This is a genomic window from Streptomyces sp. NPDC033845, assembly GCF_055576225.1.
The window spans coordinates 61,152-84,156 of the sequence record NZ_JBVIRI010000017.1 but is presented as its reverse complement, the minus strand read 5'-3'; the positions used below and the strand labels follow the sequence as shown (position 1 = coordinate 84,156).

19 protein-coding genes are annotated in these 23,005 nt (G+C 74.9%); 10 read left to right on the top strand and 9 right to left on the bottom strand.

Annotated elements, in window-relative coordinates; all coding sequences use genetic code 11:
• Positions 1-21 precede the first annotated feature (21 nt).
• The 3 genes from ACZ50K_RS29290 to ACZ50K_RS29280 all read left to right on the top strand — a co-directional run bounded on the left by ACZ50K_RS29290 (position 22) and on the right by ACZ50K_RS29280 (position 3,254).
• A complete protein-coding gene (locus tag ACZ50K_RS29290) occupies positions 22-807 on the top strand; it encodes a class I SAM-dependent methyltransferase (RefSeq protein ID WP_468908393.1) in 786 nt (261 codons plus the stop codon).
• 324 nt (positions 808-1,131) lie between these two features.
• A complete protein-coding gene (locus tag ACZ50K_RS29285) occupies positions 1,132-2,862 on the top strand; it encodes an ABC-F family ATP-binding cassette domain-containing protein (protein WP_468908392.1) in 1,731 nt (576 codons plus the stop codon).
• Between the two features lie 128 nt (positions 2,863-2,990).
• Entirely contained in the window at positions 2,991-3,254 is a 264-nt protein-coding gene (locus tag ACZ50K_RS29280; RefSeq protein ID WP_468908390.1) for a hypothetical protein, read from the top strand.
• Positions 3,255-3,309: 55 nt separating this feature from the next.
• Here the strand turns inward: ACZ50K_RS29280 and ACZ50K_RS29275 are convergent, their stop codons facing one another.
• On the bottom strand, positions 3,310-5,025 hold the full coding sequence (locus tag ACZ50K_RS29275) for an amidohydrolase (protein ID WP_468908388.1): 1,716 nt from the start codon (positions 5,023-5,025) through the stop codon (positions 3,310-3,312).
• A gap of 86 nt (positions 5,026-5,111) precedes the next feature.
• Positions 5,112-5,741 (bottom strand): TetR/AcrR family transcriptional regulator, encoded by a 630-nt coding sequence (locus tag ACZ50K_RS29270; protein WP_468908386.1) that lies wholly within the window; start codon positions 5,739-5,741, stop codon positions 5,112-5,114.
• Between the two features lie 72 nt (positions 5,742-5,813).
• Here ACZ50K_RS29270 and ACZ50K_RS29265 point away from each other — a divergent pair, with 72 nt between their 5' ends.
• Complete coding sequence (locus ACZ50K_RS29265) at positions 5,814-7,235, top strand: purine-cytosine permease family protein (RefSeq protein ID WP_468908385.1); 1,422 nt, start codon at positions 5,814-5,816, stop codon at positions 7,233-7,235.
• Here ACZ50K_RS29265 and ACZ50K_RS29260 read toward each other — a convergent pair.
• Entirely contained in the window at positions 7,226-7,918 is a 693-nt protein-coding gene (locus ACZ50K_RS29260) for a DUF4230 domain-containing protein (RefSeq protein WP_468908383.1), read from the bottom strand. The genes ACZ50K_RS29265 and ACZ50K_RS29260 overlap by 10 nt on opposite strands.
• Positions 7,919-8,046: 128 nt before the next feature.
• Between ACZ50K_RS29260 and ACZ50K_RS29255 the strand changes: the two genes are divergently transcribed.
• Entirely contained in the window at positions 8,047-9,015 is a 969-nt protein-coding gene (locus ACZ50K_RS29255; protein ID WP_468908381.1) for a VanZ family protein, read from the top strand.
• Positions 9,016-9,037: 22 nt separating this feature from the next.
• Here the strand turns inward: ACZ50K_RS29255 and ACZ50K_RS29250 are convergent, their stop codons facing one another.
• Entirely contained in the window at positions 9,038-9,877 is an 840-nt protein-coding gene (locus ACZ50K_RS29250) for a GntR family transcriptional regulator (RefSeq protein ID WP_468908379.1), read from the bottom strand.
• A 240-nt stretch (positions 9,878-10,117) separates the two neighbouring features.
• On the opposite strand from ACZ50K_RS29250, the gene ACZ50K_RS29245 reads away from it, so the two are divergent.
• The 4 genes from ACZ50K_RS29245 to ACZ50K_RS29230 all read left to right on the top strand — a co-directional run bounded on the left by ACZ50K_RS29245 (position 10,118) and on the right by ACZ50K_RS29230 (position 15,813).
• Complete coding sequence (locus ACZ50K_RS29245) at positions 10,118-11,677, top strand: beta-N-acetylhexosaminidase (RefSeq protein WP_468908377.1); 1,560 nt, start codon at positions 10,118-10,120, stop codon at positions 11,675-11,677.
• A 72-nt stretch (positions 11,678-11,749) separates the two neighbouring features.
• On the top strand, positions 11,750-13,192 hold the full coding sequence (locus ACZ50K_RS29240; RefSeq protein WP_468908375.1) for a cellulose binding domain-containing protein: 1,443 nt from the start codon (positions 11,750-11,752) through the stop codon (positions 13,190-13,192).
• A gap of 154 nt (positions 13,193-13,346) precedes the next feature.
• On the top strand, positions 13,347-14,561 hold the full coding sequence (locus tag ACZ50K_RS29235; protein WP_468908373.1) for an alpha/beta hydrolase family protein: 1,215 nt from the start codon (positions 13,347-13,349) through the stop codon (positions 14,559-14,561).
• A gap of 145 nt (positions 14,562-14,706) precedes the next feature.
• Positions 14,707-15,813, top strand: a complete 1,107-nt coding sequence (locus ACZ50K_RS29230; protein ID WP_468908371.1) for a helix-turn-helix transcriptional regulator — start codon at positions 14,707-14,709, stop codon at positions 15,811-15,813.
• On the opposite strand, the gene ACZ50K_RS29225 is transcribed toward ACZ50K_RS29230, so the two are convergent.
• Positions 15,804-16,802, bottom strand: a complete 999-nt coding sequence (locus tag ACZ50K_RS29225) for an SDR family oxidoreductase (RefSeq protein WP_468908369.1) — start codon at positions 16,800-16,802, stop codon at positions 15,804-15,806. The genes ACZ50K_RS29230 and ACZ50K_RS29225 overlap by 10 nt on opposite strands.
• Positions 16,803-16,888: 86 nt before the next feature.
• Between ACZ50K_RS29225 and ACZ50K_RS29220 the strand changes: the two genes are divergently transcribed.
• On the top strand, positions 16,889-17,626 hold the full coding sequence (locus ACZ50K_RS29220) for a VOC family protein (RefSeq protein ID WP_468908367.1): 738 nt from the start codon (positions 16,889-16,891) through the stop codon (positions 17,624-17,626).
• Positions 17,627-17,704: 78 nt separating this feature from the next.
• Here ACZ50K_RS29220 and ACZ50K_RS29215 read toward each other — a convergent pair whose 3' ends face one another.
• The 4 genes from ACZ50K_RS29215 to ACZ50K_RS29200 all read right to left on the bottom strand — a co-directional run bounded on the left by ACZ50K_RS29215 (position 17,705) and on the right by ACZ50K_RS29200 (position 22,963).
• Positions 17,705-19,642: a GMC family oxidoreductase gene (locus ACZ50K_RS29215; protein ID WP_468908365.1), complete on the bottom strand. Its 1,938-nt coding sequence runs from the start codon at positions 19,640-19,642 to the stop codon at positions 17,705-17,707.
• Complete coding sequence (locus ACZ50K_RS29210; RefSeq protein WP_468908363.1) at positions 19,642-21,096, bottom strand: hypothetical protein; 1,455 nt, start codon at positions 21,094-21,096, stop codon at positions 19,642-19,644. The genes ACZ50K_RS29215 and ACZ50K_RS29210 overlap by 1 nt, the downstream gene beginning before the upstream one ends.
• Positions 21,093-21,833: a FadR/GntR family transcriptional regulator gene (locus tag ACZ50K_RS29205; RefSeq protein WP_468908361.1), complete on the bottom strand. Its 741-nt coding sequence runs from the start codon at positions 21,831-21,833 to the stop codon at positions 21,093-21,095. The genes ACZ50K_RS29210 and ACZ50K_RS29205 overlap by 4 nt, the downstream gene beginning before the upstream one ends.
• Positions 21,834-21,967: 134 nt before the next feature.
• Positions 21,968-22,963 (bottom strand): helix-turn-helix transcriptional regulator, encoded by a 996-nt coding sequence (locus ACZ50K_RS29200; protein ID WP_468908359.1) that lies wholly within the window; start codon positions 22,961-22,963, stop codon positions 21,968-21,970.
• Positions 22,964-23,005 lie beyond the last annotated feature (42 nt).

Here is a 23,005-nt window from a genome sequence, read left to right as displayed (position 1 = left end):
CGGCCGGAAAGGTGCCACCCGATGACGACCAGTGCCCCCCGCCACACCACGGCCGAGGACCTCAACGCACCCGAGGCGTACGAGGCATACGAGGCTTATGAGGCCTACGAGGCCCATGACGACATCTCGGAGCGGGTGCTCGGCCACCCCGCCGCCTTCCGGGCCCTGGGCATCGGCACGCCGGCCGTCCGCAGCGTCCTCGACCACGGCTGCGGTCCCGGCAAGGCCGCCGCCAGGATCGTGGCACTCTGCGAGGAGACCCGTGTGGTGGCGACCGAGCCGTCAGCCGCCGCGCTGGAGATCGCCCGCAGCCGCCGCCCGCACCCCCGCATCGACTACCGGCGGGCCGAGGACCTCGGCGAACTCCCCTTCCTCGAAGCCGATTCGATGGACGCGGCCCTGTCCTGCCACCTCTTCGTGAACGTCCCCGAACTGCCCCTGCTGCACCGGATCGCGGCCGCGGTCCACCGGGTCCTGCGGCCCGGCGCCCGCTACGCCGTACTGGACACCAACCCGATCACCACCGGCATCCGCTTCGCCGGATTCCGCAACGGCGAACCCGGCCGCCTCTACCGTCCGGGCGACCACCGCCGGATCCTGCTGGACCAGCCGGACGGCCGCCCGGCCCTTCAACTCCTCGTCCGCCACTGGCCCCGCCAGACCTACGTCGACGTGCTCGCCGGGGCGGGGTTCACCGACCTGACCGTGCGGGAGCCCGTGCTCGCCAACTCCTCGCTGCTGCCGGGCCCGGCCCCGGCCGAGACCCTCCACCCGCCGTTCCTCATCGTCACGGGCACCAAGGAGTGAACGGGTGAGTCGGCGCCGGACGGGGCGGGTGCTCGGGTCGGCCGTCGTTCCGCGGGTCCTCCCGGGGCTGGTACCCGTCCGTGACGGTGCCGTGGAACGCGGTGACGGCGGGCCCGGAAACCCGGTGACCGGGAGCGGGGACGCGGGTTACGGTGGGGGTATGGGCAGTTTCCATTTCTTCCTCTGATCGCCGGGAGCGGGTGACGCACCGGGTCCGGGTCCTCCCGTGACGCCGCGCGTTCCCACGACGTGTCCCGTGCCCCTCGCGGCCCACGGCCCCACAGTCCGGGCCGGCCGCCGCCTCCTGTCAGGGAAGTCAGAGCCATGCGCGTGCGCGCCCCTCAGCACCCGTCACCCCAATCGTCCCGGTCCCGGTCCCGGTCGCAGCTCGCGGTCCGCGGGCTGTCCAAGGCCTTCGGGGTCCGTCCCGTCCTGGACCGGGTCTCGTTCACCGTCCGGCCCGGCGAACGGGTCGCGGTCGTCGGGGAGAACGGATCCGGCAAGTCCACCCTGGTCCGTCTGCTCGCCGGTCTGGACACCCCCGACGAGGGGGAGATCACCCTCCACGCGCCGGGCGGCACCGCCCATCTCGCCCAGACCTCCGGGCTTCCGCCCACGGCCACCGTCCAGGACGCCATCGACGCCGACCTCACAGAACTGCGCGCGCTGGAGCGCGCGCTGAGGGAGGCCGAGGAGGGTCTCGGCGGTGCGACGGAGGAGGAGCTCACCCGCTACGGGCGGCTGGCCGAGGCCTTCGCCGACCGCGGCGGGTACGAGGCGGACGCCCGGGTCGCCGCCGCCCTCGACGGGCTCGGGATCGGCGGGATCGCCCGGGAGCGGCCCCTGGGCACCCTGTCGGGCGGCGAACGCTCCCGGCTGGCCCTGGCCGGCACGCTGTGCGCGGGCGCCGAACTGCTCCTCCTGGACGAGCCCACGAACCACCTCGACGCCGCGGCCGTCGACTGGCTGCGCCGACGGCTGGACCACCACCGGGGCACGGCGCTGGTGGTCAGCCACGACCGGGCGTTCCTGCGGGAGTTCGCCGCCACGGTGTTGGAGGTGGACGCGGACACCCGGTCCGTACGCCGTTACGGCGACGGCTGGGACGGCTACCTGGCCGCCCGCGCGGCCGAACGGCGCCGGCTGGCCCAGGAGCACCGGGAGTGGCGGGAGGAGACGGCCCGCGCCGAGGCGCTGGTGGAGTCGGCGGGCGGCCGTCTCGCGGGCACCGGGAGCGATCCGCGGCAGGGCTTCGGGAAGCACCGGCGGTCCTCCGAGGCCAAGCTGTCGGGCCGGGTCCGGGCGGCCCGGGCCCGGCTGGAACACCTGCGGGCCCATCCGGTGCCCGCCCCCGCGGAGCCGCTCCGGTTCACGGCGGTGCCGCGCACCTGCCCGGCGGACCCACCGCGCACCGCCCCGGCCGGGGCGCCGGGCCCGTACGCGGTCGAGGCTCCGGCCCCGTACGTGGTCGAGGTGGCGGGCGCGGTGGTCGGGGATCGGCTGCGGGTGCCTTCGCTCAGGGTGCCGGCGGGCGGCCGGCTGCTGGTGTCGGGGCCCAACGGGGCCGGCAAGACGACCCTGCTGCGTCTGCTGGCGGGGGTGCGGCGGGCCGACGCGGGCCGGGTCCTGGTCCGGGCGCCGGTCGGCTATCTGCCCCAGGATCCGGTGCCGCTGCCCGCCGCTCCGGGGACCACCCTGCTGGCCGCCTACGCGGCCGGCCGCCCCGGCGACCCCCGGGAGTACGCGGAGGAGCTGCTGGCCATGGGCCTGTTCCGGGCGGCGGACCTGCCGCTCCCGGCGGCCGGGCTGTCGGCGGGCCAGCTCCGGCGGATCGAGCTGGGCCGGCTGGTGTCCCGGCCCACCGGTCTGCTGGTGCTGGACGAGCCGACGAACCACCTCGCGCCCGCGCTGACCGAGGAGTTCCAGGAGGCGCTGTCGCACTATCCGGGCGCGATCGTGCTGGTCAGCCATGACCGTGTGCTCCGGGAGTCCTTCCCGGGGGAGCGCCTGGACCTGTCGGCGGGGCGGCCGGTGGAGCGCCCGGTGGAGCGCTGAGTCGGGCCCTCCGCTTCCCAAGCTCTGGAGTTGCTCAAGTGTGGTTGGCCCGGCTCCGCCTGACGGGCATCGTTTCGGCACACGCGGCGCACGGCACACGCGTGATCCGGACTGTTCGGGGGGACACCATGACGTTCTTCGCGGTCGCTGGCTTCATCACACTGCTGGCGTTCTGCATCGGCACCGTCAGTTCGATCGGCTCCTCCGACGCCAAGAGGAAGCACCGGGACAGCGGCGGGTGGGGCGGCGGTTCCCGTCACGGCAGCAGCTCCGGCAGCAGCGGCTTCTTCTGCGGCGGGGGTTCCTCCTGCGGTGGGGGCTCCTCCTGCGGCGGCGGGAGCAGCAGCGGCGGCGGGAGCAGCAGCGGGGGCGGGGGTGGCGGCGGGGACTGATCCCGCCGCGGTCACCGTTGCGGGGCGCGGTGGGTGCGGACCGGCCCCGCCGCGGTCACAGCTGCGGGGCGCGGTGGGTGGGGCGGCCGGCCAGCACGGTGAGCAGGACCGGGAGGTCGGGCAGGTCGGTGGCCGCGGTGGTGACCGGGCTGTCCGCGAAGACCGTGAGGTCGGCTCGCCGGCCCACCGCGAGCCGGCCGGCGAGGAGCTCCTCACCCGCCGCGCGGGCCGGGTTGAGGGTCATGCCCTGGAGGGCTTCGAGGCCGGTCAGTGCCTGCTCGGGGCCGTGCGGGGGCTGGGTGAGGTCCCGGCCGGGGCGGCGGTGGCGGGCCCCGGCCATCACGCCCAGCGGCTGGTACGGGGCGATGGGCCAGTCCGAGCCGAGGACCACGGTGGCTCCGGCGTCCCAGAGGTCCCGGCAGCGCCAGGCCCGGGCGGCGCGTTCCTCGCCCAGCCGGACCGACCAGTTGTCGGTGTGGTCGGCGCGGGTGTAGTCGCAGCAGTGGGTGGGCTGCATGGAGGCCACGACGCCGAGTCCGGCGAACCGGGCCAGGGTGTCGTCCGGGACGGTCTCGATGTGCTCGATCCGGTGCCTGGGCGCCCGGCCGGTTCCCATGCCGTTGCCGATGCCTGTGCCGGTGCGGGTGTCCGTGCCGGTGCCCGTGCCGATGCCCGTGCCCGGTCCGGCTCCGCCGTCGTGGCCCTGCCGGGCGGCGCGGGCGATCGAGTCCAGGGCGTGCCGTACGGCGGCGTCCCCGATGGCGTGGGTGGCGGTGGGCACGCCCGCGCGGTGGAGTGCGGCGACGACCCGGGCGTAGTCCTCCGGGTCGGGCCAGAAGGCGTGGGTGGACTCGCCGTGGCAGTCGGGGTGTTCCAGCCAGGCCGTCCCGTTGTCGATGGTGCCGTCCATGAAGAGCTTGACGCCCCGGACCTGCCAGAGGTCGCCGCCGGTGCCCTGCTGTCCGATGAGTGCGCGCAGCGCCTCCTCGTCGGTTCCGGGCTGGCACCAGGGGGCGACGCGGAGCCGGAGCGGGAGTTCGCCGGCTGCTTCGAGTTCCGCGTAGAGGGCGAGGGAGTCGCCGTTGGCGTCCATGGCGTGGCCGCCGGTGAGTCCGGCCGCCGCCATGGCCCGGAGGGCGGTGGCGAGCCGGGCGCGGCGTTCGGCGTGCGTGGGCTGCGGGGCGGCGCGTTCGACGAGTTCGCAGGCGGCGTCCTCCAGCAGCATCCCGGTGGGCCGGCCGGTCTCGTCGCACACGATCTCGGCGGCCTGGGCGAAGCTGCGGGGGCCGTCGACTCCGGCGAGTTCGAGGGCGCGCGGGCTGGCCAGCATCGAGTGGGCGTCGAAGAGCTGGAGGAGTGCGGGGACTCCGTCCAGTACGGGTCCGAGGGCGGCGGTGCCGACCGGCAGTCCGCCGAAGGCGTTCGGGTCCAGGCCCCAGCCGTGCAGCCAGCCGCCGGGCGGCAGCGCGGCGACCGCACCGGCCAGGGTCTCGCGCAGCCGGTGCAGGTCGGTGCAGCCGGACAGGTCCAGGCCGTGGGTCAGTTCGGCGCCGGACACCGGGTGGAGGTGTCCGTCGGTCAGTCCGGGGGTGACCACGGCGCCCTTGAGGTCGATGACGGTGGTCGCGGGGTCCGCGAGCGCGCGGATCTCCCGGTCCTCACCCAGCGCGGAGATCCGGCCGCCGGCCAGGGCCATGGCGGTCTCGGGCAGGAAGCCCCCGCCGGCCGGGTCGAGCAGACGGCCGGACAGGAGGACGAGATCGGTGCGCACGAGGACTCCCTGGGCGGGTGGCGGGTGACGGGTGAACGGCCCGGCGGGGGGCCGTCGGGGACGTTCGGTGGGGACCGTGGGACCGGTCAGGGCAGGGCCAATGCGAGCGGGGCGAGGGCGAGTTCGCGTTCGGCGGTGGTGCGGGGCAGGTCGGTGAGGAGGGCGGGGCGGGCGTCCGTGGTGGTGTTGGCGTGGGCGGCCAGGCCGTCGAGGACCACCAGGATGTGGACGGCGGTCGTGTGGGGGTCCGCCGTCCGGAACTCCCCCGCCCCGACACCGTCCCCGATCAGTGCGGTCAGCCGGCCGCGCCAGGCGGCCTCCTGTTCCCGCACCCGCTCGCGGAGCACCGGCCGGTAGCGGCTGAGGTGCCGTGCGTTGATCCAGAGGCGGCTGATGTCGTCGTACGCCGGGCCCGTCGCGGCGGCGAAGAACCGCGCGAGGTGGCGCAGTGGGGTGTTCCCGTCCCGGTCGGCCGGGAGGAGCCGGTCGAGTTCGGCGGTGGCCGCGGTGCCGAAGGCCTCGGCGACGAGGTCCTCCACCGCCGGGAAGTAGTGGCTGACCAGTCCGGGCCGGACCTCAAGCAGCTCGGCGATGTGCCGCAGGGTGATGCATTCGAGCCCCTCGGTCAGGGCGACCGCGGCGGCGGCCCCGACGATCTCCGCCCGACGGTCGGCCGGTGACTTGCGGATCCGCTTGCGCTGGGTGCTTGACGACATACCCCGAATGCTATTGAGTGTGCGACCAATAAGCAAGCAGGCGGGTACGCCCACCACCTGGAGGGGCTGGACATGGCTTCCGCGTTTCACGAACCGAGCACCCCGGCGGACGCCGGCGGACCGGCCCGCATCGAGCGCCACGGCATCGATCCGATCCCCGACGGGGAACGCCACGGCCGCCCCCGCGAACTCTTCGCCGTCTGGGCCGCGGCCAACGTCAACTACCTGAGCCTGGTGATCGGCGCGGCCCTGGTCCTGATGGGCCTCGGCCTGGCGCAGGCCCTCGCCGTGATCGTCGCGGGGAACCTGTTCTGGGGGCTCACCGGGCTGCTCGCCGTCTCCGGCCCGGCCGCCGGCGCACCGAGCGAGGTGATCACCCGCACCATGTACGGGGTGCTCGGCAACCGGGTGAACAACGCGCTCCTCGGCTGGACCGTCTCCGTCTGCTACTTCGCGCTCAACCTGGCCGCCGCCTCGGCCGCCGCCGTCGCCCTGTTCGAGCGGGCCGGCCTGCCGACCGGCAGCGCGGCCAAGACCGCCCTGGTCGTCGCGATCGCCGGACTCACCCTGACCATCAGCGTGTTCGGACACGCCATGATCGTCCGGCTGTACCTGCCGATCACCCTGGCCCTCACCGCCGTCTTCGCGGTCCTCGCCGTGGGAGTGCTGCGGCACGCCGACCTCTCGTACTCCCCCGGCGTCCCGCTCCACGGCACCGCGCTCTGGGCGACCATGACCGCCGGCGTCGGCCTGATCGCCGCGGGCCCGCTGTCGTACACCACCAGTGCCGACTTCTCCCGCTACCTGCCCCGCGACACCTCTCCCCGGGCCGTCGCGGGCTGGACCGCGCTGGGCGGCTTCCTGCCCAGCGTGCTGGTCTGCTCGCTGGGCGCCCTCGCGGCGACCGCGGTCGACATGACGGATCCGCAGCACGCGCTCCAGGGGCTGCTGCCCGGCTGGTTCGGCCCGGTGTTCCTGCTCTCCCTCGTGCTCGGCACCATCGCCATCAACGCCTTGACCGCCTACAGCGCGGGGCTGGCGCTCCAGGCGGTCGGGGTCCGCGTCCGCCGCTCCCTGAGCGTGCTCATCGACGGGGCCGCCGCCGTCGCCCTCACCCTGTACGCCCTGCTGGTCTCCGACTTCCTCGACACCGTCGGCACCGTCCTCCAGCTGACCGTCATCGTGCTCGGCCCGGCCACCGCCGTCTACGCCACCGATCTGCTGCTCCGCCGCAACCGCTACGACGGTGCCGCGCTCGCGGACGAGAGCCGCGCGAGCGCGTACTGGTACACCGGCGGCGTCAACCCGGCCGGGGCGGCGGCCCTGACGGCCGGAAGCCTCGCGGCCGCCCTGTGCGTCAACAGCGTCTACACCGGACCGGTGGCCCGGGCCCTGGACGGCCTCGACCTCTCGCTGCCCGCCGGCATGCTCGTGTCGGCCGCCCTCTACGCCACGCTGATGCCGCGCCCCGGCGCCCTCCGGCCTCAGGCGTAGGTGACCGTCACCCGGTCAAAACCGAGGGACTTCAGCAGGCCCTCCAGGACGGAGGCGGTGTTGCGCTCGGCGCGCTGGGTGAGCCCGCCGTCCTTGGCGGCGTCGGCGATCCGTTTCACGGCGAGCTTCTGGACCGCCTGTTCGCCGGCCGGGTTGTCGGAGAACAGGTCGCCGAGCCGGTCCAGCAGACCGCGCTGCTTGGAGACGGCGTACGAGCGCTCCGCGTCCAGGGCCGGGCTGCCGAGCACCGCGTGCGGGAGCCTCAGGACCGCCTCGGTCCGGTCGGCGTTGACCGTCACCGCCCGGTCGTCGAGCCCGCCCAGGTCCACGTACGCGGACACCGAACCGGCGCCCACGTAGAGGGTGCGGGTCCCCCGGATGGCGTCGGGGAGCAGCTTGGCGTCCCGCTCCAGGTCCACGACCACCTGGTAGTCGCCGGCCGCGCCCTCGAAACGGCTCATGTCGCGCAGCGACTTCAGCACGGCGGGTCCGGTGCGGTCCTGGGTGGTGCTGCCGAAGAGGTCGCCCAGGCCGGGCAGGGCGAGGAACCGGCCGGCCAGCAGGAGCAGCACGAGGACCGTCACCAGGGCGACGGCGATCTGGGCGGCCCGGCGCCGGCCCCGCCGGCGCGGTGCGGGATCCGGTGCGGCGGCGGGCGCCGTCTCTTGCTCTTGGGTGTCCATGCCTGTCGGATGCCCCGTCAGTCCATGGTCACTACCCGTGCCGGACGGCGGCGCGTGGAAGGCCTGTACCGGGGTACACGCGCCGCCAGGATCCGAGCGGCGCGAGCAGGCGCGAGAAGGAGTGACCGATGGCCCGGACGAACCCCGCGGACCCCGCAGGCACCGTAGGCACCACAGACACCGTGCAGCACGCGAAGGCGGAGAAGGCGGCCGGGACCACCGGCAGGGCGGCGAAGGCGTTGCGGGCTCTGCGGTCGGCGAAGCCCGCGCGGCCGGCCGAGGAGGCGGAGGCGGCCGGCAGCGTGAAGGCCGCGGAGGCGGCGGAGACCGCGAAGACCTCCGGGCCGGTGCGGACCTCGGAGCCCGCGAGCCCCGTGGCGCCGGTGGCACCCGTGGAGCCCGCGGGCCGGGTGCGGGTGGCCGACCCCGCGGAGCCCGGGCGCCCGCCGGTGGGGCCGTTCCTGCGGGCGCTCGCGATGCTCGCCGCGTTCGTGGGAACGGTGGCGTTCAGCATCGCGCTGGCCCGGGTCACCCTGGAACCCTCGGCGGCCTCGGTGGACCTGGTGCACAGCAACGTCACCCCCGGCGCCTCCATCAACGCCTATCTCGACGGGAACTCGGTCCGGGACGCGGCCAAGCAGCTCGGCGGCAACCTGCTGCTCGGCGTGCCCTTCGGCATCCTGCTGCCGGTGCTGCTGCCGCAGACCCGGGGCCTGCTGCGGGTGGCGGTGCCGACCGCGGTGGTGATGACCCTGGTGGAGCTGGTCCAGGGCGCCCTGGTCAGCGGGCGGGCCTTCGACGTGGACGACGTCATCCTCAACACCACGGGCGCCCTGCTCGGATATCTGCTGCTGGGCCGCCGGATGGGACGGGCCGTCCACCCGCGGCGCCGCCACTGGTGGCACCGCTGGACCCGCCGCACTCCGGCGGCGTCCCCGGCCGCCGGCCCGGTGGCCGCCCCGGCAACGGCACCGGTGACGGCACCGGCGGGCGCGGCGGGTCCGGCGCCCGCGCCGGTGGCCGCCGCCTCGGCCGGTTTCGGGGCCGGGCGCGCCGCCCGTCGCGGTATCGCCCGGTGGACCCGGCGGCACCGCTGAAGCGTGAACCCACCGGCGGGGATCAGGCGCTGGTGTGGATGTCCCCGGAGGTGGTGGAGGTGATGATGCCCCGGCGGCCCAGGTCGCCGGGCGGGATCCCCGGATGGTGTCCGGCCGCCCGCACCCCGGGCACCGACCCGAGCGCCAGCCGGGAGACGATCCGGTAGCGGTCGCCGCGGTAGACGGAGTGCACGTACTCCACCGGGCGGCCCGTGGAGTCGGTGGTCAGCCGCTCGATCAGCAGGGCGGGCGACAGCAGCGGGACGTCCAGCAGCCCGGCCTCCGCCTCGTTGACCACGGTCGGCTCGATGGACTGCTGGGCCTCGTGCACGTAGACCCCGTGGTGGTCGCGCAGGTGCTCGTACAGATCGCCCACCTCCAGCTCGGCCGGTGACAGGGCGGGCACCAGGTCCGCCGGGATGTGCAGGTGCTCGATGGCCATCGGGGCGCCGTCGACCAGGCGGAGCCGGGCCACGTAGAGCAGTCCCGCGCTCGGCGAGATGCGCAGCCGGCGCCCGATCCGGGCTCCGGCCGGGACGGTCGAGTGCTCCAGCACCCTGCTGGACCAGTGGCCGGACGCCTGGCGGACGGCGAACGGCGTCTCCTCGGAGGCCAGCTCCTGGGTGATCTTGTCGGGGGCGACGAACATCCCGCGTCCGTGTTCGCGTACGAGCAGTCCGGTGGCGACGAGTTCGTCCACCGCCGCCCGCAGGGTGGGGCGGGAGACCTCCAGCTCGGCGCACAGGGTGCGTTCGGAGGGGATCGCGTCCCCCGGCCGTCTGAGGTCGATCAGACCGAGGAGGTGCTCGCGGACCCGTTCCCGCTTGAGCACGGAACCCGGCACGGCGAGGTCCTTGGGCACGGCCCGGCCTCCTCTCATCAGGACGTCTGTCCAACTGGTCATGTGCATCTAAGCATTCGGCGCCGGTTCCCGCGAGGTCCGGACGGAACTTCCGCTGTGCGGACGGGGTTGACGGCCTGACCGAGGCATGTCACCTTCTTGCCACCGACCTGACCACCTTGCCAATTGGTCAGGTCCACTCCGCCCGCACCCCCGTCCTGTCCCGTCCCGTCCGCATGCCGACCAGGTGAGGACCTCCGGATGACCGGCCGCTCCACGCTCGCGCTCCTCCCCCGCCCCGAATCCGTCGTCCGGCGGCCGGGCCGGTTCACCCTCGACGCCGGCACCGCCCTGTACGCCGGGCCGGGCGCCGAGGACGCCGCCGTACTGCTGCGCGAACTGCTCGCCCCGGCGACGGGGTTGCCGCTGCCACCGCGTTCCGACGGCCGGCTCCGGCTGCTCCTCGACCCCGCCGATCCCGCGCCCGCCGATCCCGGGCCGCCCGGACCGCCCGGACCGCTGGGCGACGAGGGCTACTCGCTGACCGTCACCCCCGACACCGTGGTGCTCCGCGCGGCCCGCCCGGCCGGGCTGCTGCACGCCGTGCAGACCCTGCGCCAGCTGCTGCCGCCCGCCGCGCTGGCGGCCGGACCGGCCCGGCGCGCGGAATGGTCCGTGCCCTGCGTACGGATCACCGACCGGCCGCGGTTCGCCTGGCGCGGCGCGATGCTGGACGTGGCCCGCCACTTCCAACCCATCGGCTATCTGCGACGGTTCGTCGATCTGCTCGCCCTGCACCACCTCAATGTGCTGCACCTCCACCTCACGGACGACCAGGGCTGGCGGATGCCGGTCCCCGCGTATCCGCTGCTCACCGAGATCGGTGGGCGGCGCCGGGAGAGCGAGGGGGACGGCAGGCCCCACCAGGGCAGTTACACACGCGCCGAGCTCGTCGGCCTGGTGGCGTACGCCGCCCGGCGCGGGATCATGGTGGTCCCCGAGATCGAGATGCCGGGCCACACCCGGGCCGCCCTCGCCGCCTACCCCCACCTCGGCAACCGGCCGGGCACCCGGCTGGACACCTGGACCCGCTGGGGGGTCTGCGAGAACATCCTCGGGGTCCACGACGCGGCCCTCTCCTTCTGCCGCACCGTCCTGGACGAGGTCACGGACGTGTTCCCCTCCCCCTACGTCCACCTCGGCGGCGACGAATGCCCGCGGACCGAATGGGCGGACTCGCCCCCGGCCCGCGCCCGGGCCGCCGCCGAGGGGCTGCCGGAAACCGGATCCCTGCACGGCTGGTTCATGGGCCGGGTCGGCGCACACCTCCGCTCGCTCGGCCGGCGCCCCCTCGGCTGGACCGACAACGGGGCCGAACTCCCCACCGATTTCACGGTGCTGGCCTGGCGGGACGCCGAGCACGGCCGCCGGGCGGCGCTCCGCGGCCATGACGTGATCATGACCCCGTACCGTTCCACCTACCTCGACTACCCGCAGTCCACCGATCCCGCCGAACCCCCGGGCCAGGACGGCGTCCTCGACCTCGACACCGTCTACGACCACGACCCGGCACCCGCCCACTGGGAACCGGAGGCCGCCCGCCGGGTCCTCGGCACCCAGGCCCAGCTGTGGACCGAGTACGCGAGCACCCCCGCCCAGCTGGAATACCTCGCCTTCCCCCGCCTCTGCGCCCTCGCGGAAACCGCCTGGTCCCCGCACCGCGACCGGCCCGACTTCCGGGACCGGCTCGACCGGCACCGGATCCGGCTCGCCGCCCTCGGCGTGCGCGCCCACGCACCGCACAGCCTCCTCACCCCGTGATCCACGTGGTCCACGCGATCCACGTGATCTCCCGTGCACTCCCGTGATCCCCCCACCCGAGAGGAACGCCCCATGCGCACCCCCAGCCGCCGGACGGCCGCCGTCCTGGCCCTCGCCCTCACCGCGGGACTCGGCTCGGCCGCCCTGACCGCGCTGCCGGCCAGCGCGGCCGCCGACTCCGTGAAGGTCCAGTACCGGACCAGTGCCGCCGGGGCCACCGCGGACCAGGTCGAGCCCTGGTTCAAGGTGGTCAACAGCGGAACCACCGCCGTGCCCCTGAGCCAGGTCCGGATCCGCTACTACTTCAAGGCCGACGGCCCCTCCGTCCAGTACCGGTTCGCCTGCTCCTGGGCGGTCAAGGGCTGCGCCAACATCACCGGGACCTTCGGCACCCTGGCGACCCCCACCGCCACCGCCGACCGCTATCTGGAGATCGGGTTCACCGCCGGAGCCGGGTCGCTCGCCCCCGGGGCGGACACCGGCGACATGCAGCTGCGCTTCCACCGGGCCGACTGGCAGACCCTCGTCCAGTCCGACGACTACTCCTTCGACGCCGCCCGCACCTCCTACGCGGACTCCCCCAAGGTGACCGCCCAGCTGGCCGGGACCACGGTGTGGGGCACCGCCCCCGGCGGCAACACCCCCGACCCGGACCCGACACCGACGCCCACCGGCCCCACCCCGACACCGACCGACCCCGGCCCCTCGGGCGCCACCCTGTTCGACGACTTCTCCTACACCTCGCACACCGACCCGGCGATCGCCGCGCACGGCTGGAGCGTCCGCTCCAACGCGGGCGGACCGGGCGTCCCCGGCGCCACCTGGGCCCCGCAGAACGTCACCTTCCTCCAGGAGTCCGGGAGCACGGTGATGAACCTGGAGACCTCCACCGCGGGCACCGGCGAGAGCACCAGGCACACCGAAGTCCTGACCCAGGCCTCCAAGTTCAAGAACGGCACCTACGCGGCCCGGGTGAAGTTCTCCGACGCCCCCAAGTACGGCCCGGACGGCGACCACCTCGTCCAGACCTTCTTCACCATCAACGACCTCAAGGCCCCGATGGCCGACGACTACGCCGAGTACGACTTCGAGTACCTCCCCAACGGCGGCTGGGGCGAACCGGCGAACATCCTCTACACCACCTCCTGGGAGACCTACCGCCCGGACCCCTGGGAGGCCGTCAACCAGCACTCCGAGGTCCGCACCAGCTACGCCGGCTGGCACGACCTGGTGCTGACCATCGACGACCACGCCATCACCTACTACGTGGACGGTCAGCACTTCGGCACCCACGACGCCCGCTACCTGCCCGAGCGCCCCATGTCCATCAACTTCAACCAGTGGCTGATCGACCTCAATGGCCAGCCGGGGTCGGCGCCCCGGGCCTACGACCAGCGCGTGGACTACGTCCTGCACGTGAAGGACCAGGTCCTCACCCCCGCCCAGGTCACGGCCAAGGTGAACGCCTTCCGCAGCGCCGGCACCACCTTCCGGGACGAGGTCCCGGCCAACTGACCCCCACCGGGCCGGCCACCCGGCCGGCCCGGCGGCCGGCCGGGGTGCCCGACCCAGGGGGTACGCCGGCTTGCGACTCGCGGCGTACGGCGGGGGGTTGGATGTTCGCCCGGGGGCTGACGCGGCGGGCGGGGGCGGACCGTAGCTTCTGGGCATGTCCAAACTGACCCGGGCGGCCACGGCCGCCCTACTCGCCTCCGCGATCGCCTTACCGGCGGCCACCACCGCCTCCACCGCATCCGCCTCCACCGCTTCTGCCACCACCGCTTCCGCTTCAGCCGTCTCCGCCGTCGCCGCGTCCACCGGGGTGGCCGCCGGGCCGCGGCTGCCGGCGCCCACCGGGCCGTATGCGGTGGGGAGTTCGGTGCTGCACCTGGTCGACGGTTCCCGGACCGACCCGTGGACGCCCACCGCCGACGGCCGCGAGCTGATGGTCACCATGACCTACCCGGCGGCACGCCACGCACCGGCGCCGACCGTGCCGTACGCCACCGCCGAGGAGGCCCGGCTGCTGGTCGCCGAGGTCGGCGTGACGGACCCGGAGGCCGCCGGGCAGGTGGCCGGGATCCGTACCCACCGGGCCGCGGACGTCCGGCCCGCGCCCGGCCGGCATCCGCTGGTGGTGCTCTCCCCGGGGTTCGGGGTGCCGCGGTTCACCCTCACCGCCCTCGCCGAGGAACTCTCCTCGCGCGGCTATGTCGTCGCCTCCGTCGACCACGCCTACGAGAGCTCCGGAACGGCCTTCCCGGGCGGCCGGGTCCTCACCTGCGCGGCCTGCACGGCGGTGGGCGAGGGAGGTGTGTCCGGCACGGTGGTGACGGCCACCCGCAGCGCGGACACCCGGTTCCTCCTGGACCGGTTGACGGGCCCCCGGGCCGCCTGGAAGTACGCCGGATCCATCGACCGCTCCCGGATCGGCATGGCCGGGCACTCGATCGGCGGGGCCAGTGCGGCCACGGCGATGCTCGCGGACCGGCGGATCGACGCCGGGGTGAACATGGACGGCTCCTTCTGGGACGTGCTGCCGTCCGGCGGGCTGGGCGGACGCCCGTTCCTGATGCTCGGCACCGACGACGAGGTGCACCGGCCGGGCGGCGAGGACACCACTTGGGACACCACCTGGGCGGCGCTCGGCGGCTGGAAGCGCTGGCTGACGGTGGCCGGCTCCGACCACTTCTCCTTCTCCGACGGACCGGTGCTCCAGGAGCACTTCGGGCTGCCGGCCGGGGAGATCCCGGCCCGGCGGGCGCTGGCCGTCACCCGCGCCCATGTCACGGCCTTCTTCGACCGGCACCTTCGGGGCCTCCCCCGGCCCCTGCTGGACGGCCCCGGCCCGGCCTATCCGGAGGTCCGCTTCCACCGGCCCTGAGGCGGGCGCCGAAGGCCCCTGAGGCCGTAGCCGTCGGGGCGCCCGCGCCGAGCCGTCCCGTCCGGTCCCGTCGTTCGACACGCTCGACCGCCCCGGTCCCCGGCGCCCGCGCCCGGGGGCCGGGGCCGTCCGGGATGCTGGGGGCATGCGTGCCGCCCGTCTGATCCGTATGGCCCTGCTCATCCAGTCGAGCCCGGGGCTGACCGCCGCCGCCCTCGCCCGGGAGCTGGAGGTGTCGGAGCGGACCGTGATCCGGGACGCCCAGTCCCTCCAGGACGCGGGCGTGCCCGTCCGCGCCGAACGCGGCCGGACCGGCGGCTACCACCTGGCCCCTGGCTACCGGACCCGCCTCACCACGCTCCGCCCCACCGAGGCGGAGACCCTCTACCTCTCCGGCCTGCCCACCGCCCTGCGCGACCTCGGGCTCGCCGACGCCGCGGACACGGCCCGGCTGAAACTCACGGCCACCCTGCTGCCCTCACTGCGCGCCGCCGCCGAGTCCTCGGCGCACCGCTTCCACCTCGACGCCCCGGCCTGGTTCCGCGAACCCTCCGCTCCCGAGCTGCTGCCGGAGCTGGCCCGCGCCGTGTGGGCGGACCGGCCGGTACGGCTGTCCTACGCCCGGCCGGGCCGGGACGGGGCTCCGCCGCGTACGGTCACCCGCCTGCTGGAACCGTACGGCCTCGTCCTGAAGGCCGGTGTCTGGTACGTGGTCGGCCGCGTCCCGGGCGATCCGCCCGCGCCCGGGACCGGTGCAGACAACGGGACCGGGACCGGGGATCCCGACGTAGGCGCCTGGCGGACCTACCGCGTCGACCGGGTCACCGCCCTCTCCCCCGCAGCGGACGGCGACCGGCCCTTCGTCCGCGACCTCTCCTTCGACCTCGCCGCGCACTGGCGGGCGCACTCCGCCGCCTTCGCCCGGGCCCTGCTGCGCACTACCGTCACCCTGCGGCTGAGCGGGCCCGGGCTGCGGCGGCTGCCCGCCGTCGCGGACTCGGCCGGGATCGCCGAGGCCATGGAATCGGCGTCCGAGCCGGACTCCGCCGGGCGCGTGACGCTCCGGCTGCCGGTGGAATCCCAGGACGTGGCCTTCGCCCAGCTGAGCGAACTGGGCGCGGAGGTGGAGGTGCTGGCCCCGGAGGGCCTGCGCGCGCGGTTCCGCGAGCACGCGCAGGCACTGGCCGCCCTGTACGGGCCCGGACCCGAACCCGTTGCCGGGACCGGTCCCGGGGGCGTGGGTCAGCGGTAGTCGTCGGGGGTACCGGGCTTCCCGCCGAACCGGACCTCCTCGAAGTACGCCCAGGCGTCCGGCCGGCTGCCGTCCGTGTCCCGGATCCCGTAGATCCGGGCGAGTTCCCCGCTGGAGGTGGAGCCGCCGTTCCAGCGGGCGGCCCGGTCCGGGTCGGCGGCGAGCGCGGCGACCCCGCGGGCCAGGTAGTACGGGGACTCGGCGATGGCGAAGTCCGGCTCCTGGGCCACCGCGTCGCGCCAGTTCTCCTCGGTCACCCCGAAGTGGGCGAGCATCTGCTCCGAGCGCAGGAAGCCAGGGCTGACGGCCACGGCCGTACCGCCGTACTCGGCGATCTCCTCGCCCAGTCCGAAGGCCATCCGGATGGGCGCGTTCTTGGCGAGGTCGTAGTAGAGGTTCTCGCGGTAGCGGCGGTTGGTGGCGGCGGTGCCGTCGGTGACCTCCACGTGCAGGGGGGCCTCGGAGCGGATCAGGAGCGGGAGGAGCAGCGCGGCGGTGATCACGTGCGAGCGCACCCCGAGATCCAGGATCCGCAGGCCGTCGGCGAGGGGGGTGTCCCAGCTCTTCATCTTCCCGAAGAGGGAGGCGACGAGGAGGTGTTCGCCGCCCCACAGGTCGTTGACGAGGATGTCGAGCCGGCCGTGCTCGCGGTCGATCCGCTCCGCCAGGGCCCGCACCTGCTCCTCGTCCAGGTGGTCGGTGGGGACGGCGATTCCGGTGCCGCCGGCCGCGGTGACCAGCTCCGCGCTCTCCTCGATGGTCTCGGTGGCCCGGCCGACCTCGCTGACCCGCTCCCGGGTGGTGCGGCCGGTGACGTAGACGGTGGCCCCGGCCCGGCCGAGCTCGACGGCGAGGGCCCGGCCGGCCCCGCGGGTGGCCCCGGCCACGAGCGCGATCCGACCGGTGAGGGGATGGGTGTTGCGAGTGTCCGTGTTGTGGGTGTCCGTGTTGTGGGTGTCCGTGTTGTGGGTGTCCGTGTGCTGTTCCATCCCTCCACGATGGGACCCAAAGGTGACAGTTCCCGTCACCCTTTTATTCTCGGTGCACGGTCCTCGGTGGGGATAGGGTCGGCGACATGGCGACACGGCTGGTTCAGATTGCGATGAACGCCCTCGACGACACGGTGGTCGGGCGGTTCTGGGCGGAGGTCCTCGGCTGGGGACTCGACAGCGAGGCACCGGGGGTGACCAATGTGGAACCCGAGGGGCTGGAATACCCGGACCCCTCCGCCCTCTACATCGACGTGGTGCGGGTCCCGGAGCCCAAGACGGTGAAGAACCGGGTGCACCTCGACCTCGCGAGCACCTCGGCGGCCCATCAGGCGGAACTGGTCGCCCGTCTGCTGGCGCTCGGCGCGACCCGCGCCGACGTGGGCCAGGGCGATGTCCCCTGGACCGTCCTCGCCGACCCCGAGGGCAACGAGTTCTGCGTACTGGAACCCCGGGAGGTCTACCGGGACACCGGGCCGGTGGCCGCGGTGGTGGTCGACTGCGCCGATCCTGAGGCCATGGCCCGGTTCTGGGGCGCGGCCATGGACTGGACCGTGCACTCGGCGACCGGGGAGCAGGCGGTGCTGCGCTCCTCCAAGGGGGTGGGCCCGTACCTGGAGTTCATCCGCACGCCCGACCAGAAGACGGCGCAGAACCGGGTGCACCTCGATCTCCGCCCCTACCCGGGCGACGACCAGCCGGCCGAGGCGGAGCGGCTGCGGGCGCTCGGCGCCGTCGATGTGGACCTGGGCCAGGGCGACGTGCCGTGGACGGTCCTCGCCGACCCCGAGGGCAACGAGTTCTGCGTCCTCACCCCCCGCTGACCCCGGCCCCCGGCCCCCACCCGGCCGGGGCGGTCCCCCGCACCAACCGGTGCACCAGCCCCAGCCGGGCGAGTGTGGCTACGGCCGGGGGGTGCGGGTGTGGGTTTCGGTGATGGTCAGGGCGGCGGCCATGATGGACAGTTGGGGGTTGACCTCGGGGCAGGCGGGGAGGACGGAGCCGTCGGCGATCAGTACGCCGTCGATGCCGCGGAGCCGGCCCAGCGGGTCGGCGGGGGCGCGTTGCGGGTCGGCGCCCGCGGCGATGGTGCCGGTGGGGTGGAAGGCCGAGAGGTGCAGCCGGCGCGCGGTGATCCCGGCCAGCAGCCCGTCCAGTTCGGCGAGTGACCGGGCGCGCGGGGCCTCGGGGACTCCGGTGAGGACCTCCTCGGCTCCGGCCGCGAAGAGCAGCCGGCCCATGGCCCGTACGGCCGTCATGAGGCGGCCCGCGTCGCGGGGGTCCAGGGTGTAGCGGATGAGGGTGCGGTCGCGGCCCAGGACCCGGCCGGAGGGGCGGTCGGCGATCATCGCGCCGAGGGTGGCCAGCCGGCCCGCGCCCTCCAGTTCCGTACGGAGTTCCCGCCCCACCCCGGGCAGGACGAAGCTGCCCATGCCCGGGGGTGTGGCGGTGGCTTCGATGAGGACGCCCTGCGGGTGCAGTTCCTCGACGCCGGTGCTCTGCAGCACCCCTTCCCAGGCGGTCACTTCGTGCGGGAACCGCCCGGCCACGCTGGTGGCGGGGTGCACGCTGAGGTTGCGGCCGATGCCGGGATGGCCGCCCAGGCCGGAGCGCCGTAGCAGTTGCGGGGACTGGAGGGCTCCGGCGGCGACCACCACGGTCGGGCTGAGGATCTCGAACTCGCCGCCGTCGGGGCGGCGGACGAGCACCCCGGCCGCCCGGGGCCGGCCGCCGCCCGGCGGGTCCGGGTCGACGAGGATCCGCAGGGCCCGCGCCCCGGTGACGATCCGGGCGCCGGCCGCGCAGGCGTCGGGCAGTACGGACAGCTGGACGCTCTGCTTGGCCCCGTTGGGGCAGCCGACCACGCACTGGCAGGACCCCTTGCAGCCGGGCGCGTTGCGCCGGAGCGGGGCCGCGGCCCAGCCGAGCCGTTCGGCGCCGAGGAGCGCGAGCCGCCCGTTCTCGCCGAGGACCTCGACGGGCTGGGTGGCCACCTTCAGGGTCCGTTCGACCTCGTCGAGGTACGGGCCGAAGCCGTCGGCCAGCTGGAAGCCGTGCTCGGAGCTCCAGCGGCGCAGGACCCGGTCGGGGGTCCGGTAGCAGGTGCCGGCGTTGACCACGGTGGTGCCGCCGACGGCCCGGCCGACCGGGACGACCAGCGGCGGGCTGCCGACGGCGAGGGTGGCGCCGCCGTCCCGGTACAGCTCGCCGAAGCGGTCCAGCGGGGTGCGGCGGCCGAAGGAGGTGGTGGAGTGGTGGTGTCCCTCTTCGAGGACGACCACGCTCATTCCGGCCCGGGCCAGGGTGCGGGCGGCGATGGCCCCGCCCGCACCGGAGCCGATCACCACGGCGTCGGCGGTGGACCGGGCCGGCCAGTGCGCGGCCGGGACGCAGTCCAGGGGCGGGTCCGCGGGCGGGGCGAACCCCAGGCCGCGGGTGCGGCCCTCGCCGTCGCCGTCGCCCTCGCCGAGCATCCGTTCGGTGCCCGCCGCCAGGAGGACGGGCACCTTGAGGACGTCCAGAAGCGGCAGCACGGCCGGCCGGGCGGCCAGGGCGGCGAGGACCGACTCCCGGGCCTCCGCGTCCAGGGCGGCGAGCCGTCGGCCGGTGCGCGCCAGCGCGTACCCGTCGACGGCGGCCGCCGCCGCACGGTATCCGGCGCGGGCCGGCCCGGGCATCGAGGCGAGCACGGCTTCCAGCCGTCCCGGCACCCGGGCCGTCCAGCCGTCCGCCCGGTCGGCGGCGAGCAGCGCCGCCACCAGTCCGGCGTAGGGACCCGGGGCGGTCTGCTGCCCATGGCTCTGGTGCGCGTGGGCGGCGTTCCTCGTGGGGGCGGCCATCAGCGGTGGCCGTGTTCGGCGTGGGCGGTGCCGTCGAGCCGCCAGTCGGCTTCCGGGCGCCAGCGGCCCCACCAGCGTTCCCACCGCACCACGGCATCCGCCCGTTCGCTGTTGTGGCAGACGGCGGGGGTGCCGTCCGGGTCCTGGTAGTCCAGGGTCAGGGTGTGCTCGGCGGGCAGGTGGACCTCCACCCGGATGCGGCGCAGACCGGCCCGGCCGGTCACCGTCCAGGTGGGGTGCCCCAGCCGGGCCCGGAAGCGGCCGGCGCCCGCCCAGCCGACGGCGCTGCGTTCGGGCCGGCGCGGCCAGGTACGGCCGTCGCGGCGCAGCCGCAGGAAGACCATCGGGGGCAGCCGGCGCAGACCCGGGCGCATGGAGACCGCGGCGACGACCTCCAGGACGTCTCCGCCGCCGAGGTCCGCGTGCAGCCAGCACCAGCGCCGGGCATTGCCGTGGCCGTAGATCCTGGCCGAGGCCCCGGGGGCGTCCCGCAGCAGCAGTTTCCGTCCGCCGTGGCTGAGGTGCCCGTCGTAGGAGGCGGTGGCCGCCGGCAGGATCTGGGCGGCGGGCAGCAGGGGGCGGCGCCAGGACCAGCGGGGGAAGGTGTAGAGCGGGGCGCCGGTGGGTCGTTCGGTGAGGTCCCAGCTGAAGGATCCGGCGGAGCCGGTGATCCGGCCGGGGCCGGCCTGGGTGCCGGCCGCCCGGTAGCCGGTGCCCTCGGCGGTCCCGGTGCTGGTCCCGGTGCTGGTCCCGATCCCGGTTCCGATGTCGGTGTCGGTTCCGGGGGGCCAGGGGGCGGGGCCGAAGCGTACGTGTTCCACCGGGCCGTCCGGCGGGAAGACGGCGGCCCAGCCGTGGGCCCGGGCCTCGGATCCGTCGGCGGGTGCGGTCAGCTCGTGGTGGATCCAGACTCCGGTGCCGGTCTCCGGATCGGTGAGGGTGGTGTACCAGACCTCGGTCCGGCCTGGCTCGCCCTTCCAGCGGGGTGCCATGAGCGGGTTCGAATCCTCCCGCCGGGGAAACCGGAAGCCGGCGAGGAACGGCAGCAGGCCGGTGGTCAGCGGGAACCGCAGGGTGCCCGCGCCGACGCGTTCGCCGTCGGCGGTGAGCAGGCAGGGCAGGACGGTCATGGAGGTCAGCGGGTGCCGGGGGGAGATCGACTTCCATCCGTCGAGTTCCAGTCGGCGGCCGTCCAGGAGGAACGCGAGCCGGTAGCGGATGCGGCGGCGGGCGAACGGCGATATCTCCATGGTCCCTTCGGCCGCCGGGTCATCCGCCCGGCCGGCTATCCGGACCCGCCCGGCCAGCCGGGCGTGCGTGGTGCGCCGGGGGTCGAGGATCCGTTCGGCGGTGACCCGCAGGTCCAGACGGAAGGGGCGGTCGGCGTGTTCGCCGTCGAGCCGGACCGTGCCGAGCATGGTCTCGGTGAAGCGGGTGCCCCGGGCGGCGCTCATCGGCCGCCTCCCCGCTGCCCGGGGCCACTGAGTTCACCAAGTGCGTCGAGTGCGTCGAGTGCGTCGAGCATGATCCGTTCCGTTTCGGTGAGGTAGGCCTCGGCGGCGGCGTGTGCCGCCGCCGGCTCATGGGCGGCGACCGCCTCCACGACGGGGAGCAGCCGCGCGTGCGCGGCGGAGGCGTCGGTGAAGGGCGCCACCAGGGCGGCCCGGACCGGCAGATAGGCGCTGAAGAGCGTGTTGGTGAGCAGGACGTACACCCGGTTGCCGGTGGCCCGGGCGAGCGCCCGGTGCACCTCGGCATCGACCAGCTGCGCCTCCTCGCCGCCGGCCGCCCCGCCGAGCGCCGCCAGCAGGGCGCGGAGTTCGACGACCTGGGGGCCGGTGGCGCGGACCGCCGCGCGGGAGGCGATCAACGCGCCGATGCCGCGCCGGGCTTCGAAGAGCTCGGCGGGCCAGCCCGGGACGTGCCGGACGAGCGCGGGCAGCAGTTCGGCCCCGCCGAGGCGGAGGTAGTCGCGGACCCGGGTGCCGACCCCGTGCCGGGTCTCCAGCAGTCCGGCCTGGACCAGCCGCTCGAAGGCGTGCTTCAGGGTGTTCCGGGTGACCCCGTACCGGTCGGCGAGCTTGCGCTCCGGCGGCAGGTAACTGCCTTTCCCGTGGCGGCCGGTGAGGATTCCCTCCCGCAGCCGGTCCTCCAGCGCGTCCACGATCGTCCCGCGCGGCAACGGCTCCACACGACCTCCCCGACAGCGATCCAGCGATCCAGTGGTGCAGTGGTGCAGTGGTGCAGTGGCTCAGCCACTGAACCACCGGCGCCGGATGGCGGTCAAGCCTTCTGCCGCCCCCGCACGGGGAGGCACCGGACGGCCTACGACGCGGCCGACGACGGAGGGGAAGGCAGGGACGGTGGTGTGGAGCGGGCGTAGCGGTCGGCGAGGCGGCGGAGGTGGGCGACCAGTTCGGCGGGGCCGGTGACCTCGAAGTCGAGGTCGAGCAGGCCGAGATGGACGGCCAGGCTCTCCACCGTGTCGGCGCCCGTGACCAGCACGCAGTGGTCGGCGTCGACCGCCTCCACCGTGCCGACGGCGGGGTTGATCCGTTCGATCACCTCGGCCGCCGGGGCGTGCACGGTGACCCGGGCGTGGTGCCGCCAGGCCGCGCCGGACACCCGCCGCGCGACATGGGCGGCTGCGCCGCCGGGTGGGCCCTCCCGTGGCGGGAAGCGGGGTCCGGTGGGGGTGCGGGGGCGGATCCGGTCGGCCCGGAAGGTGCGCCAGTCCGCCCGTTCCACGTCCCAGGCCAGCAGGTACCAGCGCCGCCCCCAGTTGACGGCGCGGTGGGGCTCCACCATGCGGCGGGTGGGTGTTCCCGTGTGGTCCAGGTAGTCGAAGCGCAGCCGCTCGCGGTCGCGGCAGGCGGACACCAGGACGGTCAGCACCTCGGCGGTGACGGCCGGGGCGGGCCGGTCGGCGGGCACGGCCACGGTGTACGCGGCGAGGGCCCGGACTCGGCGCCGAAGCCTCGGCGGCAGGACCTGTTCCAGCTTGCCGAGGGCCCGTAGCGCGGTCTCCTCGGTGCCGGGGACAGCTCCCTGTGCCGCCGTGCGCAGGGCCACCGTCACCGCGACGGCCTCCTCGTCGTCCAGCAGCAGCGGGGGCATGGCCGCGCCGGCTCCGAGGCGGTAGCCGCCGGTGGAGCCGCGTGTGGCGTCGACCGGGTAGCCGAGTTCGCGGAGCCGGTCGACGTCGTTGCGGACGGTGCGGCCGCTGACCCCGAGGCGCTCGGCCAGTTCGGATCCCGGCCAGTCCCTCGGGCTCTGGAGCAGGGAGAGGAGTCTCAGCAGTCGTACGGCGGTATCGGACATGGGCTCAGTCTGTCGGTCGTTTAGGAACCGGATGTGCCTATA

Coding starts and splice junctions, on each gene's coding strand:
- ACZ50K_RS29225 (WP_468908369.1), bottom strand. CDS start 16,802: ATGGAACAGCACACGGACACCCACAACACGGACACCCACAACACGGAC.
- ACZ50K_RS29255 (WP_468908381.1), top strand. CDS start 8,047: ATGGCCCGGACGAACCCCGCGGACCCCGCAGGCACCGTAGGCACCACA.
- ACZ50K_RS29285 (WP_468908392.1), top strand. CDS start 1,132: ATGCGCGTGCGCGCCCCTCAGCACCCGTCACCCCAATCGTCCCGGTCC.
- ACZ50K_RS29265 (WP_468908385.1), top strand. CDS start 5,814: ATGGCTTCCGCGTTTCACGAACCGAGCACCCCGGCGGACGCCGGCGGA.
- ACZ50K_RS29240 (WP_468908375.1), top strand. CDS start 11,750: ATGCGCACCCCCAGCCGCCGGACGGCCGCCGTCCTGGCCCTCGCCCTC.
- ACZ50K_RS29235 (WP_468908373.1), top strand. CDS start 13,347: ATGTCCAAACTGACCCGGGCGGCCACGGCCGCCCTACTCGCCTCCGCG.
- ACZ50K_RS29210 (WP_468908363.1), bottom strand. CDS start 21,096: ATGAGCGCCGCCCGGGGCACCCGCTTCACCGAGACCATGCTCGGCACG.
- ACZ50K_RS29215 (WP_468908365.1), bottom strand. CDS start 19,642: ATGGCCGCCCCCACGAGGAACGCCGCCCACGCGCACCAGAGCCATGGG.
- ACZ50K_RS29280 (WP_468908390.1), top strand. CDS start 2,991: ATGACGTTCTTCGCGGTCGCTGGCTTCATCACACTGCTGGCGTTCTGC.
- ACZ50K_RS29220 (WP_468908367.1), top strand. CDS start 16,889: ATGGCGACACGGCTGGTTCAGATTGCGATGAACGCCCTCGACGACACG.
- ACZ50K_RS29260 (WP_468908383.1), bottom strand. CDS start 7,918: ATGGACACCCAAGAGCAAGAGACGGCGCCCGCCGCCGCACCGGATCCC.
- ACZ50K_RS29270 (WP_468908386.1), bottom strand. CDS start 5,741: ATGTCGTCAAGCACCCAGCGCAAGCGGATCCGCAAGTCACCGGCCGAC.
- ACZ50K_RS29245 (WP_468908377.1), top strand. CDS start 10,118: ATGACCGGCCGCTCCACGCTCGCGCTCCTCCCCCGCCCCGAATCCGTC.
- ACZ50K_RS29290 (WP_468908393.1), top strand. CDS start 22: ATGACGACCAGTGCCCCCCGCCACACCACGGCCGAGGACCTCAACGCA.
- ACZ50K_RS29200 (WP_468908359.1), bottom strand. CDS start 22,963: ATGTCCGATACCGCCGTACGACTGCTGAGACTCCTCTCCCTGCTCCAG.
- ACZ50K_RS29230 (WP_468908371.1), top strand. CDS start 14,707: ATGCGTGCCGCCCGTCTGATCCGTATGGCCCTGCTCATCCAGTCGAGC.